The following is a 14,159-nucleotide window of genomic DNA, read 5'->3' on the forward strand; positions in this document are numbered from 1 at the left end:
TGTCGGATGCCCTGCCTACGGCGGCTGTCATGGGCATCGACGGCTGGTGGGGGGAGGCGCCATCTCGGTCGACCCCTCGGAGTTCTCGGATGCCGTGCGGCCGGTCAGCCGGCGGCCATGACTGCCAGGACGTTGCCTGCGGGGTCGCGGAACCAGGCGATGTCCGGACCGGTCTCGGGTCCGCCGCGCAGGATCCCCTTGTCGTCGGTGGCGAACTCCGAGTCGTCGTAGATCTTCGTCACGACCCCCTTCGCGTTGAGCTCGTCGACCGCGGCGTCGATGTCGTCGACCGGGAAGTTCAGGATCGTGAAGCTCGCGGGCTCGTGATTCGGCTTCGCGTACGCCAGGATCGCACCGCCGTCGGAGAGCCGGATGTCGAGGAATCCCATGGCGTTCGTCGAGACGTCCATGCCGAGGGTGTCGCCGTAGAAGGAGCGGGCGGCATCGATGTCGTCGACGCTGAATCCGCTGAACGCATGGGTGGTCTGGAAAGCGGTCATGTGTTCATGATGCGCCCGCGGGGCGCGACTGTCCAGGGTGTGCGGGTCCGCCGAGTCCTGCTGGACGACGGCCGGATCCCTCATTACTTCCATGTGGAGGTTTCTGCTAGTCTGGCCGCGGACGGCAGCATCCGTCCCCGTCTCGACAACGAAGGAAGGTCAACGTGGCCCTGCCAGAAGCCTCGGTCCAGCTGTACACACTCGCCGCGGAGTTCTCCGCCGACATGGAGGGCTCGCTCGACAAGCTCGCCGCGATCGGCCTCCGCAATGTCGAGGCGTTCGACTTCGTCCGCCGCCCCGACGAGATCCGGGCCGCGCTCGACGCCTCCGGGCTCGCGTCGCCCACGGGGCACGCCCCGCTGCTCTCCGACGAGCTGTGGACCCCGGACGGCTCGATCCCCAGCCCCGCGCCGGAGGTGGTCTTCGAGGCCGCCGCGAAGGTCGGCCTGACCACGGTCATCGACCCGTTCGTCGCTCCGGAGCGCTGGTTCACCCTCGAGGGCGTCACCGACATCGCCGACCGCCTGAACGCTCTCGTGGAGACCGCGGCCGGGTTCGGACTGAAGGTCGGCTATCACAACCACGCGCAGGAGTTCGTCGAGGAATTCGACGGTCAGACCGCGTACGAGCGCTTCGTCGCCCTGACGGACGAGCGCGTCGCGCTCGAGCTCGACCTGTACTGGGCACTCGTCGGCGGCCAGGACGTCACGGCCCTCGTCTCCCGCCTGGGCGACAGACTCGTCGCCGCACACGTCAAGGACGGCGTCGCGCCCGAGAGGAACCCGTTCGCCCCCGGAGCCGAGGACTTCGGGTCCGCGAGTCTCGATCAGCGCCACGCCGGCACCGGAGACGTCCCGCTCGCGGACTCGCTGCGCGCGGCATCCGCCCTGCAGTACGCGATCATCGAGTACGACAACGCTCCCGGCGACGTGTTCGCCGACATCGCCGCCAGCTACTCGTTCCTCGTCGAGGGCGGGTTCGCCCGATGAGCGCGGTCGGAGTCGGCATCATCGGCGTCGGCGTCATCAGCGACACCTACCTCGAGAACCTCTCGTCGTTCCCCGACGTCGACGTGCTCATCGTCGGCGATCTCCTGCTCGACCGCGCGGAGGCCCAGGCCGCCAAGCACGGGGTGCCGGCCTTCGGATCCGCAGAGGACGTGCTCGCCCACCCGGGCGTCGATCTCGTCGTGAACCTGACGATCCCCGCCGTCCACATCGAGGTCTCGCGAGCCGCGATCGCCGCCGGCAAGCACGTCTGGACCGAGAAGCCCCTCGGTCTCGACCGTGACGGAGCCGCGCTGCTGCTGCGTGAGGCCGCCGAGGCGGGTCTGCGCATCGGATCGGCTCCCGACACGCTGCTCGGGCCCGGCTTCCAGGCCGCCCGACGGGCGATCGAGAGCGGCGTGATCGGTCGTCCGCTGTTCGCGCAGACGACGTTCCAGACGCAGGGCCCCGACCTGTGGCACCCGAGCCCGGCGTTCCTCTTCGCGGAGGGCGCGGGACCGCTGCTCGACATGGGGCCGTACTACTTCTCGGCGCTGGTCAGCCTGCTGGGTCCGGTCGATCGGGTCGCGGCCGTCGGGTCGAAGGCCCGCGAGGAGCGGGAGATCCACACCGGACCGAACGCGGGGACGACCTTCCCCGTCGAGGTGCCCTCGACGATCCAGATCGTCACCGCGTTCGAGGCCGGTGCGCAGGCGCAGAGCCTGCTGAGCTTCGACTCCGCGCTCGAGCGGCACGGTATCGTGGAGATCCACGGCACCGAGGGCACGATCGTGCTCCCGGACCCGAACACGTTCGCGGGCCGGATCGCCTACGTCAAGCCGCTCGGCGTGATCCGCGACGGCATGTCGTTCGAGCAGGAGTGGATCGAGATCGAGCACGACGACCTGGAGGTCGGACGCGGCATCGGCGCCCTCGACATGGTGCGGGCGATCGCCGAGGATCGGCCGCACGTGGCCTCGGGCGAGCTCGGATACCACGTGCTCGACATCCTGCTCTCCGCCCAGGAGTCGGCAGCGAGCGGTCGGACCGTCGTCGTCGAGAGCACGGTCGCCCCGGTGCCGCTGCTCCCCGAGGGCTTCGACCCCTTCGCCGCGACCCTGTGAGCCACATCCAGGCGGCACCCCCAGCCGCGGGCGTCGACGGACTCCGTCGGTGCCCGCGGCTCCGTCGTTCGTCCGTGCGGGCCGGGAGATGCGAAGGCAGGCGGATACTGGAAGAGATGCCTTCGAGCGCTCCCGCCTTCCGCACCGCGCGGCAGACCGCTCCGTCCATCAGAAAGAAGTGATTCATGAAAGCTCTCCGTTACGTCGAGATCGGCAAGCCCCCCGTCGTCGTCGATATCCCGATCCCGAAGCCGGGTCCCGGTCAGGTCCTGCTCAAGATCACCGCGGGCGGCGTCTGCCACTCCGACGACTACGTCATGGGTCTCCCCGAGAAGGACTACCTCGAGCAGGGGTACCCGCTGCCGCTGACGCTCGGTCACGAGGGCGCCGGCGTCGTGCACGAGATCGGCGAGGGCGTCGACTCGACGCTCAAGGTCGGGGATGCCGTCGCGGTCTACGGTCCGTGGGGATGCGGCCGCTGCCACAACTGCTCGATGGGCAAGGAGAACTACTGCACCAATGCCGCCGCCGAGGGCATCCGTCCCCCCGGACTCGGCAGCCAGGGCTCGATGGCCGAGTACATGATCGTGGACGACGCCCGCCACCTCGTGCCGCTCGGCGACCTGGACCCCGTGCAGAACGTCTCGCTCACCGATGCGGGCCTCACGCCGTACCACGCGATAAAGAACTCGCTCCCGAAGCTCGGCGCCGGCACGGTCGGGGTCGTCATCGGCACGGGCGGACTCGGCCACGTCGGCATCCAGATCCTCAAGGCGATCTCGGGCGCCACCGTCATCGCGCTCGATGTGAACGACGAGAAGCTCCGACTCGCCACCGAGGTGGGCGCTGACCACGTGCTGATCAGCGACGCGTCCGCAGCCGAGAAGATCCGCGAGATCACCGGCGGCCTCGGCGCGAACGCGGTCTTCGACTTCGTCGGCGCGAACCCGACGATGGCGCTGGCGCAGAGCGTGGCGGCGCTGGACGCCGACGTCACGATCGTCGGCATCGGCGGAGGCAGCATGACCCTCGGGTTCGGCTCGATCGCCTACGACGCGGCCGTGCGCATCCCGTACTGGGGATCCCGCTCCGAGCTCATCGAGGTGCTGGATCTCGCCCGCGCCGGGAAGATCCACGTCCAGACCGAGAGCTACTCGCTCGACGACGGCCCGAAGGCGTACGAGGACCTCGCGGCGAACAGCATCCGGGGCCGCGCCGTCATCGTCCCCTGAGCGGGAGGTGGTCTCAGGGGCCCGCATCCCACGGGGAGCCCAGCTCCGACGGGTGCGTGAGCCGCCACCACTCGGTGGGCGGGTCGATGGCCCCTGAGACCTCCACGGGAGCGGTGACGGTGTTCGGGCCTGCCGTCCAGGTGATGCGTCCCACCACGGTGCCGTCGCGGTAGGCGGACGGCATCTCGACATCCATCGTCAGCTCGATCGGCGTGTCCGACCAGGTGAGGATCGAGGCGCTCTCGCCGATGACGAGGGTGGCGTCGGACCCCCAGGGGGTCGAGACGGTTCCGACCTCCTGACCCTCGGTCGCGAGCGGCACCTGGTGGAATCCGGAGCGGATGCTCTCGAGCGCGGCGAGCACGGTGGCGTTGACCGACTCGCGCGATGCTCCTCCGAGGACGACCCCGGTGATCGCGAGCCGATCGGTCGCGCCCACGTCGAGCGTCGCCGTGTACAGCAGGTTGTGCGTGCCCTCGCCCAGGTTCCCCGTCTTCAGTCCCGTGATGCCCGCAGTGCCGAGGAGGCCGTTCGTGGTGTGGAGCGCGCCGGCCCCGGGGATCGAGACCGACGGCGTCGCGACGATCCGAGCGATCGCCGGGTGCGCGGCGGCGAGCTTCGCGATGGCCAGCAGGTCGGCGGGCGTGCTCGTGTTGCGCGGGCTGATCCCCGTGGGCTCCGTGACCGTCGTCCCGGAGAGTCCGTGGGCCGCGAGCCAGTCGCGCGTCGCCCCGAGGAACGCGCTCTGCGATCCGAAGATCCGCGTCGACAGCGCGTCGGCGTAGTTGCTCGCGGAGGGGATGAGCATGGCGGCCAGGGCGTCGTGCAGCGACATCGAGGTGCCGGTGGGCATCGGAGCGATGGTGGCGCCCCGCACGTAGTACTCGTCGTACAGATCGTGATCGGCCTTGCCGAACGTGATGGTCGGCCCGGGGTCGTCCGCGGACGCGAGCGGAGCCGCATCGAGGATGACGAGGGCGGTGATGAGCTTGGTGATGCTCGCCATGGGGAGCGGCTCGCCCGTCCCCGTCGCCGACCACGTCCCGCTCGCCGCCTCGCCCAGGTAGGCGTCGGCGCCGGCGATGCTGATCGCCGAGGCCGCGACCGGAGGTGTGGCGAGGGAGACCGCCGCGCCGACCGGAGCCTGGGGTGCGCGCGTGGCCACCGCAGGGGGATCCACCGGCGCCGTGAGAGCCCACCCGATGTAGCCTCCGGTCACGACCAGGAGCAGGAGGACGCAGACCGCGCTGACGACGAGCCCTCGTCGTCGGCGCCTTCTGCGCACCGCGGGATCGATGGCGTCGCCGCCGAACTCCTGCTCGCGGGCCATGAGCTCTGCGAAATCGGAGAGCCCGTCCGCCGACTGATCGGGTGCCGTCATCGAGAACCCCTCATCGCGCCCACCGTCGCTCGTCATCCGCACAAGAGGTCATCCTCCCGTATCTCCGCCGCCTCCGGTATCGGCTGTTCGGGGGACAAAAGGGGCGACCGCGGGGCGCGCCGGTCCCGTCAGCGAGCGGGGCGGTCTCCGGCGAGCAGGCGGTCGAGCATCTCCAGCGCGGCCTCGTGATCCACGGAGGGGTCGAGCAGCCACTGCGTCTGCAGGCCGTCGGATGCCGCGATGACGAGTGCCGAGACCAGAGCGGCGTCGAGGTCGGGGCGCAGGTCGCCCGTCCTCTGCAGATCGCGCACACGATCGGCCATGTCCTGACGGAGCCGCTCGAAGCGCTGCGTCGCGAACTCGTGCGCGGCAGGGTGGTCCTCCTCGAGGGCGGTCGCGACGAGGATCGAGTACAGCTGCACGAGTCCGGGGATGCTGCGGTTCTCCTCGGCCGACACGCGCATCATCATGGCGGGGCTGATCCCGGCCGGCGGGTCGGGATTCTCGGTGTCCGAGCGACGCTCCGACTCGCGGTACACCGCCACGAGCAGCTCCTCGAGCGAGCCGAAGTAGTGCGTCAGCGCGGCGTGGGTGACCCCGACCTCCTGGGCGATCGCCCGCAGGCTCGTCTTCTTCGAGCCGCGCTCCGCGAACACCTCGATGGCCTTGTCGAGGATCTCCTGTCTGCGGGCGATGCCCTTCGCGTAGCGACCCCGCGTGCGGGGCTCGTCGGCGGAGGCATCGGTCATGATCCGATGATAGCGAGCGCGCACCACGAATACCTCCGATTGGAAGTATCGAGCTCGAGCGGCTGACTACGCCCGAGCGGCTGACGAGGGGTGCACCTGGTTCCGCAGCTCGTCGCCCGCGGCGAGCCGTCGCAGGTTGTCGTCGATGAGCGCGCTCGAGCCCACCGGGCGGTTGCCCGCGACGTGCGGCGTGATGACGAGACCGGGGGCGTCCCACAGCGGATCGTCGGCGGGAAGGGGCTCGGTCCTCGTGACATCGATCGCCGCGGCGCGGAGCCGGCCCGACTCGAGAGCCTCGCGCAGTGCGTCCTCGTCGACGGTCGCGCCGCGGCCCACGTTGACGAACACGGCGCCGCGCTTCAGAGAGCCAAAGGTCGACGCGTCCAGGAGGCCGGTCGTCTCGGGCGTGGCCGGCAGGATCGCGACGAGCACGTCGGTGTCCGCGAGGACCGCCGCGGCGTCGGTGTCGGCGTGCACCGTGAACCCCGCGCGGTCGCCGGCGCTGCGGGCGATGCCCTCGACGTGTGCGCCGAGGAGCTGGAGGATCGGGGCGAGCGTCGAGGCGATCGAGCCGAATCCCCAGATCGTCACGCGGCTGCCGGCGAGCGTGTACAGAGCCTGGCTGGCTGCTGCGCCCTGCGCCTCGATGAAATCCTCGTCCCAGCGGTGGTCGTGCTGGGCGTCGTGCAGCGTGTCGAGTCGTCGGATCGTGCTGAGGATCAGGGCGAGCGCGTGCTCGGCGACCGGTCCGTCATGCAGCGAGCGCCCCGAGCAGATGCGCACGTCGTCGGCGAAGCCGGCCGCGAGCACGGCATCCGTGCCCGAGGCGAGAGCCTGCACGACCCGCAGACGCGGGAGGTGGCGCGCCGCGTCGCGCAGCCGCTCGGCGGAGTTGTGCCAGACCACGAGCATGTCCGCGTCCCGATGCTCGGCGGGGATGGCGTCGTCGATGTCGTAGACGACCACGTCGGCATCCGCGGTGAGGTGCAGGTCGATGCTGTTCGGGATCAGGATCTTGATTCTCGGCACCCCTCCACCGTAGTCATCGTCAGGCTCCGACGACGAGTGCGGCTGCCTGACGGGCGGCGCCGAGCGCCACGTACTCGCCGGGCTCGGGCACCACGACGGGCAGTCCGAGGATGCCGGGAGCGATGCGGCGCACGGCCTCGGACTGGGCGCCTCCGCCGATGAGGAGGACGCGCTCGAGCGGCACGCCCAGATCGCGCAGCGCGTCCAGGCCGGCGCCGAGTCCGCGCAGCATCCCCTCGACCGCGGCGCGGGCGAGGTTCTCCCGCGTCGTCGACGCGAGCGTCATGCCGGACAGCGACGCCGTGGCATCCGGGAGGTTGGGGGTGCGCTCGCCCTCGAAGTAGGGGAGCAGAGTCAACCCGCCCGCGCCGGCGTCCGCCCGCAGTGCCAGGTCGCTGAACTCGTCATGCGTGACGCCCAGCAGCGCGGCGGCGACATCGATGACGCGGGCGGCGTTGAGAGTGGCGACCAGCGGCAGGAAGTTCCCGGATGCATCGGCGAAGCCCGCCACGGTGCCGGTCGTGTCGCGCAACGGCGCGGCGCTGACGGCGCACACCGTGCCCGAGGTACCGATCGACACGACCGCGTCGCCCGGCACTGCGCCGAGACCGAGCGCGGCCGCCGCATTGTCCCCGGCCCCGGCGCCGACACGGCGGCCCCCGGCGTCGGTCGCCGACTCGCCGGGTGCGAGCACGCGGGGCAGGACGGCGTCGTGCCCGAGGGCCGCCGCCAGCAGCTCGCGGTCGTACGCACCGGTCGTGGGATTCCAGTAGCCGGTGCCCGACGCATCGGAGCGGTCGGTGACGAGCTCGTCGAGCGCGGGGTTCTCCGGGCCGAAGCCGCGCAGCCGCCAGGTGAGCCAGTCGTGGGGGAGGGCCACCGCGGCGACCCGCGCCGCGTTCTCCGGCTCGTGGTCGCGCAGCCAGCGCAGCTTCGTGATCGTGAACGACGCCACGGGGACCAGTCCGGTGCGCTCGGCGAGCGCAGGAGCGCCGAACTCGTCGATCAGATCGGCCGCGGCATCCGCCGATCGGGTGTCGTTCCACAGCAGCGCGTCGCGGATCACGGCGCCCGACGCGTCGAGCGCGACCATGCCGTGCTGCTGCCCGCCGATCGCCCACGCGGCGACGTCGTCCAGGCCGCCCGCGTCGGCGATCGCGGTCTGCAGGGCGTGCCACCAGGCCTCGGGGTCGACCGACGTCCCCTCGGGATGCGTCGCCCGACCGGCGCGTACGACCGCGCCGGTCGACGCGTCGACCACGACGACCTTGCAGGACTGGGTCGACGAGTCGACCCCGAGAACCAGCGGCACGGCGATCAGCGAGCGCCGAGCAGGTGCTCGGTCGCGAGCTGCTGCAGGCGGACGAAGCCGAACCCCTTGCCCCCGAAGTACTGCGAGGGATCGAAGTCCTCGTAGGCGGAGCGGTCGGCGAGGAAGTCGTCGTACGACTCGCCCTCGGCCAGCGTCGGGGTCGACAGCTCGTCGACGCGCGATGCGGCGAGCGCCTCCTGCACCTCGGGGTCGGCGCGGAAGGCCGCGGCGCGCTCCTTCAGCAGGAGGTAGGTGCGCATGTTGGCGGCCGCGGAGTCCCATACGCCGGTCTCGTCCTCGGTGCGGCTCGGCTTGTAGTCGAAGTGACGGGGGCCGTCGTAGGCGGGCACGCCGCCGGGGCCGCCGTTCTCGAGCAGGTCGACGAGGGCGAACGCGTTGTGCAGATCACCGTGTCCGAACACGAGGTCCTGGTCGTACTTGATGCCGCGCTGGCCGTTGAGGTCGATGTGGAAGAGCTTGCCGTGGAACAGCGCCTGGGCGATGCCCGCGGCGAAGTTGAGTCCGGCCATCTGCTCGTGCCCGACCTCGGGGTTGAGGCCGACCAGCTCCGGGCGCTCGAGCGAGTCGATGAAGGCGATCGCGTGGCCGAGCGTCGGCAGCAGGATGTCGCCGCGCGGCTCGTTGGGCTTGGGCTCGATCGCGAAGCGGATGTCGTATCCCTTGTCCGTGACGTAGTCGCCGAGCAGGTTCACGGCCTCGCGGTAGCGCTCGAGGGCCGCGCGAATGTCCTTCGCGGAGTCGTACTCGGCGCCTTCGCGGCCGCCCCACATGACGAACGTCTGCGCTCCCAGCTCGGCGCCCAGGTCGAGCTGGCGGAACACCTTGCGCAGCGCGTAGCGTCGCACGTCGCGGTCGTTCGAGGTGAAGCCACCGTCCTTGAAGATCGGCGCGCTGAAGAGGTTCGTCGTCACCATCGGCACGACGAGGCCGGTGTCGGAGAGCGCGCCCTTCAGACGGTCGATCTGCGTCTGGCGCTCGGCGTCGGTCGAGCCGAAGGAGAAGAGGTCGTCGTCGTGGAACGTGAGCCCGTAGGCGCCGAGCTCGGCGAGCTTCTCGACCGCGTGCACCACGTCGAGCGCGGGGCGCGTGGGGCCGCCGAACGGATCGGCTCCGTTGTAGCCCACGGTCCAGAGGCCGAAGGAGAACTTGTCGTCACGGGTGGGGGTGGGCATGTCTGCTCCGATGCAGGTCGACGAATATGTTGCGATTCACAACATATAGCACGACAGGGCGGTCGTCCACCCCCTACAGTGAAGGGATGCCGTCACCGACGAGTCCCGCGCCGGGCACGCGCCCGCACAACCTCGCACGCATCCTCCGGCTCGTGCACGAGGACGGGGCGCAGTCACGCGCGGCGCTCACCGAGACCACCGGGCTGAACAGGTCGACCATCGCCGATCTCGTCGCCGAGCTCGTGCGCCTGGGACTGGTCGATGAGAAGGTGCCCGACGTGCCCGGCCGGGTCGGCCGCCCCTCCCCGGTCGTGTCGGCATCCCCTGAGGTCGTCGCGATCGCGGTGAACCCCGAGGTGGACGCGATCGAGATCGCCGCCGTCGGACTCGACCGCAGCATCCGCGCTCGCGAGCGGCTGCCGAACTCCGCGCTGCCGACGCCGGAGGCTGTGGCCGAGGTCGTCGCCGCGCGCATCGCCGCCTGGCGCGACGGGGTCCTCGCCGCATCGCGTGTGCACGCGATCGGCGTCGCCGTGCCCGGACTGGTCCGCGCGGCCGACGGCGTGGTCCGCAATGCGCCGCATCTCGAATGGCGCGACGTGCCGTTCGCGTCGCTGGTCCGCTCGGCGACGGACCTCCCCGTCGTCGTCGACAACGACGCGACCCTGGGCGCGATCGCCGAGCACCGCTACGGCGCCGGACGCGGCATCGACCACATTGTCTATCTCAACGGCGGAGCCTCGGGCATCGGCGGCGGCCTCATCATCCATGGCACGGCGGTGGCCGGAGCAGGCGGCTACGCCGGGGAGTTCGGACAGAACAGACCGCGCATCTCGTCCGACGCCGATCGGCGGACCGTCGACGGCGTCCTGGAGGCGGAGGTCAGCCGACGTCGTCTTCTCGACGTCGTGGGGCTCGACACGGCTGACGACGAGACCCTCGACACCGAGCTGCGCGGCGCGGGGTCGACCGCCGTCGACGACGAGGTCACCCGCCAGGCCCGTGTGCTCGCGAGCGCGCTGGCGAACGCGATCAACGTCCTCAATCCGGCCGTCATCGTCGTCGGAGGGTTCCTGGCGACACTCGCCGAGATGCGCGCCGACGGGATCCGCGGCGATGTCGACGCGCTCGCGATGGCCGAGAGCGCGGACGGCCTGGAGATCCGCCCCGCCGCGCTCGGCCCCGACAGGCTCCTGATCGGGGCGGCGGAACTCGCCTTCGCCGACCTGCTCGCGGATCCGGCAGACCGCACCTGACCGCGGTCTGCCTGCAGCCCGACCGGATGCGGCACGGACGATCGGGCGCGGCCGGATCGCTCGGGAGCATCCTGAGGGGGAAAGGAGGACCCATGATCGGAACGCTGAACGCCCTCGTCGACGCGGTCGACGGTGCGACGCAGGAGGACCTCGACGTCGCGGCCTTCGCTCGCGCGCACGGGACGACCGAGTACCACCTCCGTCGGATGTTCTCGGCCCTCGCCGGGATGCCGCTGTCGGAATACGTGAGGAGGCGGCGGATGACGCTCGCCGGCGCGGAACTCGCAGCCGGCGCGCCGGATCTGCTCGACGTGGCTGTCCGGCACGGATACGGATCGGTCGAGGCCTTCGGCCGTGCCTTCCGGTCGGTGCACGGGATCGCGCCGGCCGAAGCGCGCCGAGACGGGGGGGCCTCTCCGCACACAGTCCACGCTCCGGTTCCGCCTGAGCGTCGAAGGGAGCAGTCAGATGGACGTCACCGTCCGCACCATGCCCGAACTGATCCTCGTCGGCCACGCCGCCGAGGTGCCCCTCGTCCATCGAGGTGTCAATCCGCACATCCAGGCGCATATCGCCGCGATCGCTCCCGAGGAGCACGCGCGGCTGAAGGCCCTCGGCGATGCCGAACCGGGCGGCATCCTCGCCGTCACGGCGGATGTCGCTCCTGACGCGCCGGAAGGGACCTCCCTCACCTATCTGCACGGCGTCTCCATCGGCGCGGGCACACCGATCCCGGACGATCTGCGATCGCTCCGCGTCGAGGCCGGGAGCTGGGCGGTGTTCGTCGCCGGAGGGCCGTTCCCGGAGACCCTGCAGACCCTGTGGGCCGCGACCGCGACCGAATGGTTCCCGTCGAACCCATGGCGGCTCCGTCCGGGTCCGTCCATCGTCCGGTATCTCGACTTCACCGGCGCCACGGCGACGTGCGAGCTCTGGATGGCCGTCGAGAAGCAGTGAGTCCGCGCACGGGCGGGCGCGCGACCGCCCTCCCCGTCCGCGGGAACCCCGTGGCACACTGGCGGGAACGGACGGAGGATCCCGTGGCGACCGACCCGAAGAAGACCCTCGACCCGAAGAAGACGCTCGACGCCTACCGGGCCGCGCGCGGCGAGTTCCGCGTCCTCGAGGTGCCGCCGATGCGGTATCTGATGGTCGACGGGGCCGGCGACCCCAATGCGGCCCCGGCCTACACGGATGCCGTCGAGGCGCTGTTCCCCCTCGCGTACGCGGTGAAGTTCGCGAGTCGTGCGCAGTTCGGCGTGGACTCCGTCGTGATGCCGCTGGAGGGACTCTGGGACGCGGACGACATGGCGTCGTTCACGACCCGTCGCGACAAATCCGCCTGGCGCTGGACGCTGATGATCATGGTGCCCGACCATGTCACGGCCGAGCTGTTCGCCGAGTGCGTCGACCGGGTCGAGGTCAGGCTCGCGAAGAAGAAGCAGTCGGTGCCGTCGCTGCGCTCCGTGCGTCTCGAGACGCTGACGGAGGGACTGTGCGTGCAGACCCTGCACGTGGGCTCGTACGACGATGAGGCGCCCGTGCTCGAGGAGCTGCACGAGCGGGTCGTGCCCGAGAACGGGCTGCGCATGACGGGGCGGCACCATGAGGTATACCTGAGCGATGTCCGACGCGTCGCTCCCGAGCGACTGCGGACCATCCTGCGCCAGCCGGTCGAGCGCATCGGCTGACGTGGACCGCAGGATCCGCCGGGAATCAACCCCCCCGGGACGTTTCCGTCCGGCCCGATATCCTGCTCGGATGGGCACCCCGAAGAAGGCCGCGCGCACGGCGAGGCGGTCGGACGCGTTCCGCGTCGTCGCACGCATCGGGTTCGTCGTCATCGGCCTGGTCCACATCATGATCGGAGCGCTCGCCGTCTCGATCGCCTCCGGCGGCGGGGGCGATGCCGACCAGGACGGAGCGATGCAGCAGATCCGCTCGACACCCGTCGGAGGCCTGATCCTCGGGGCGATCGCGGTGGCCCTGATCGCGCTCGCCGTCTGGCAGATCCTCACGGCCTTCATCGCGACGGGCAAGGACGACGCTCGCAGATGGGGGCAGCGGATCAAGCTCCTCGGCATCGCCGCGGCCTATCTCGTCATCGCCGGGCTCGCTCTCATCTTCGCGTTCGGCGGCACCGCCGAATCGGAGAAGACCTCGCAGACGTTCAGCGCCGTCGTGCTGTCGGCCCCGGGCGGCGTCGTCGCCCTGATCGTGGTCGGCCTCGCGGTGATCGCCGTGGGCGCGGGCTTCTTCATCGGAGGATTCACCCGCGGGTTCGAGAAGACCATGGATCTGCCGTCGGGTCCGGCGCGGGTGCCGTTCGTCGCGCTCGGAGTGGCGGGATACCTCGCGAAGGGGATCGCCGTGGGCGTGACCGGGCTGCTGTTCGTGGTCGCCGCGTGGACCCATGACCCCGACAAGGCCGCCGGACTGGATGCGGCGCTGCGCAGCCTCGCGGACCTGCCCTTCGGGCGACTGATCCTCTGGCTCGTCGGGGCCGGGCTCGTCGTCTACGGACTGTTCAGCATCGTCCGCGCGCGCTACGCGCGCATGTGACGCGTCGGATCAGGCGCTGACGGGCCTCTCGCTCCACACGAACAGGAACCCGCCGAGGGCGATCATGAGCGCGCCCCCGGTCGCCCCCATCGCCTCGAGCCGGCGCGGCGAGCGGGCGAACCAGTCGCGGGCGGCGCTCGCCAGCAGCACCCACACGGCGTCGCACGCGACGCCGATCGCGACGACCACCAGACCCAGGACGACGAGCTGCGCGGCGACGGATCCCGCATGGAGATCGACGAACTGCGGCAGGATCGCGAGGAAGAACGCGATGGACTTCGGGTTCGTGGCGCCCACGACGAATCCCTCGCCGAGCAGCCGGAGCGGGGAGCGCGCGCGGGTGGTGCCGCCGATCGCCGTCGCCGCATCCTTGCGGTGGCGGATCGCATGGATGCCCAGAAACACGAGGTAGCCCGCTCCCAGCACCTTCACGATCGTGAAGAGCACGGCGGACTGCGCGATGACGGTCCCCACTCCGAACGCCACCGCGATCACGAGCACCACCGAGCCGAACGCGGTGCCGAGGATGCTGAGGAAGCCGCCGGTCCGTCCCAGAGCCATCGCGCGTCCGATCGTGAACAGCACCGTCGGGCCGGGGATCGCGACCATGATGAACGCCGCGACGACGAAGGCGAGGAGTGTCTCGGCGCTGAACATGCTGTGAGCCTAGGGGAGGAGTGCGATCGCACGGCGGGATCCCACCCGCGGATCGATCGAACGGAGAGTTTTCTCCCGGCGCCGTCATAAAACGCGCCCACCCCGGTCTGGGTAAGAGACGGATGCCCTCGGGCTCCGTCCACTGGGGGACTGACCGCACTGGGGAACAGGCGATCAC

Annotated in this window: 13 protein-coding genes and 1 pseudogene; 7 read left to right on the forward strand and 7 right to left on the reverse strand. The window is 70.7% G+C overall.

The genetic code is table 11. The features are described 5' to 3' along the window. Positions 1-104 precede the first annotated feature (104 nt). Positions 105-500: a VOC family protein gene (locus tag A4X16_RS09620; protein WP_067119984.1), complete on the reverse strand. Its 396-nt coding sequence runs from the start codon at positions 498-500 to the stop codon at positions 105-107. A 164-nt stretch (positions 501-664) separates the two neighbouring features. Between A4X16_RS09620 and A4X16_RS09625 the strand changes: the two genes are divergently transcribed. The 3 genes from A4X16_RS09625 (at position 665) to A4X16_RS09635 (ending at position 3,842) form a co-directional block, all read left to right on the forward strand. Beyond that, positions 665-1,489, forward strand: coding sequence for a sugar phosphate isomerase/epimerase family protein (locus A4X16_RS09625; protein WP_067119927.1), 825 nt, complete (start codon positions 665-667; stop codon positions 1,487-1,489). Next, positions 1,486-2,610, forward strand: coding sequence for a Gfo/Idh/MocA family protein (locus A4X16_RS09630; RefSeq protein ID WP_067119930.1), 1,125 nt, complete (start codon positions 1,486-1,488; stop codon positions 2,608-2,610). The genes A4X16_RS09625 and A4X16_RS09630 overlap by 4 nt, the downstream gene beginning before the upstream one ends. A gap of 185 nt (positions 2,611-2,795) precedes the next feature. Next, on the forward strand, positions 2,796-3,842 hold the full coding sequence (locus tag A4X16_RS09635) for an NAD(P)-dependent alcohol dehydrogenase (protein WP_067119933.1): 1,047 nt from the start codon (positions 2,796-2,798) through the stop codon (positions 3,840-3,842). Positions 3,843-3,855: 13 nt separating this feature from the next. Here A4X16_RS09635 and A4X16_RS09640 read toward each other — a convergent pair whose 3' ends face one another. From A4X16_RS09640 to xylA, 5 genes are all read right to left on the reverse strand, one after another. Further along, positions 3,856-5,223 (reverse strand): D-alanyl-D-alanine carboxypeptidase family protein, encoded by a 1,368-nt coding sequence (locus tag A4X16_RS09640; RefSeq protein ID WP_067119987.1) that lies wholly within the window; start codon positions 5,221-5,223, stop codon positions 3,856-3,858. 128 nt (positions 5,224-5,351) lie between these two features. After that, a complete protein-coding gene (locus A4X16_RS09645; protein ID WP_067119990.1) occupies positions 5,352-5,972 on the reverse strand; it encodes a TetR/AcrR family transcriptional regulator in 621 nt (206 codons plus the stop codon). 66 nt (positions 5,973-6,038) lie between these two features. Then, on the reverse strand, positions 6,039-7,001 hold the full coding sequence (locus A4X16_RS09650) for an NAD(P)-dependent oxidoreductase (protein ID WP_331709750.1): 963 nt from the start codon (positions 6,999-7,001) through the stop codon (positions 6,039-6,041). Positions 7,002-7,020: 19 nt separating this feature from the next. Beyond that, positions 7,021-8,313: a xylulokinase gene (gene xylB / locus A4X16_RS09655; protein WP_067119936.1), complete on the reverse strand. Its 1,293-nt coding sequence runs from the start codon at positions 8,311-8,313 to the stop codon at positions 7,021-7,023. Positions 8,314-8,318: 5 nt separating this feature from the next. Next, the gene (gene xylA, locus A4X16_RS09660) at positions 8,319-9,506 is read right to left on the reverse strand and encodes a xylose isomerase (protein WP_067119938.1); all 1,188 of its coding nucleotides are present in this window, start codon (positions 9,504-9,506) and stop codon (positions 8,319-8,321) included. Between the two features lie 86 nt (positions 9,507-9,592). On the opposite strand from xylA, the gene A4X16_RS09665 reads away from it, so the two are divergent. From A4X16_RS09665 to A4X16_RS09680, 4 genes and pseudogenes are all read left to right on the forward strand, one after another. Next, positions 9,593-10,762 (forward strand): ROK family transcriptional regulator, encoded by a 1,170-nt coding sequence (locus A4X16_RS09665; protein ID WP_067119941.1) that lies wholly within the window; start codon positions 9,593-9,595, stop codon positions 10,760-10,762. A gap of 92 nt (positions 10,763-10,854) precedes the next feature. Further along, a pseudogene (locus A4X16_RS09670) lies at positions 10,855-11,719 on the forward strand (AraC family transcriptional regulator). An 83-nt stretch (positions 11,720-11,802) separates the two neighbouring features. Further along, on the forward strand, positions 11,803-12,453 hold the full coding sequence (locus A4X16_RS09675) for a GyrI-like domain-containing protein (protein WP_067119944.1): 651 nt from the start codon (positions 11,803-11,805) through the stop codon (positions 12,451-12,453). Positions 12,454-12,523: 70 nt separating this feature from the next. Further along, entirely contained in the window at positions 12,524-13,324 is an 801-nt protein-coding gene (locus tag A4X16_RS09680; protein ID WP_067119947.1) for a DUF1206 domain-containing protein, read from the forward strand. Positions 13,325-13,333: 9 nt separating this feature from the next. On the opposite strand, the gene A4X16_RS09685 is transcribed toward A4X16_RS09680, so the two are convergent. After that, the gene (locus A4X16_RS09685; protein WP_067119949.1) at positions 13,334-13,981 is read right to left on the reverse strand and encodes a LysE family translocator; all 648 of its coding nucleotides are present in this window, start codon (positions 13,979-13,981) and stop codon (positions 13,334-13,336) included. Positions 13,982-14,159 lie beyond the last annotated feature (178 nt).

Source organism: Microbacterium sp. H83, from assembly GCF_001650405.1.
Lineage (GTDB): Bacteria > Actinomycetota > Actinomycetes > Actinomycetales > Microbacteriaceae > Microbacterium.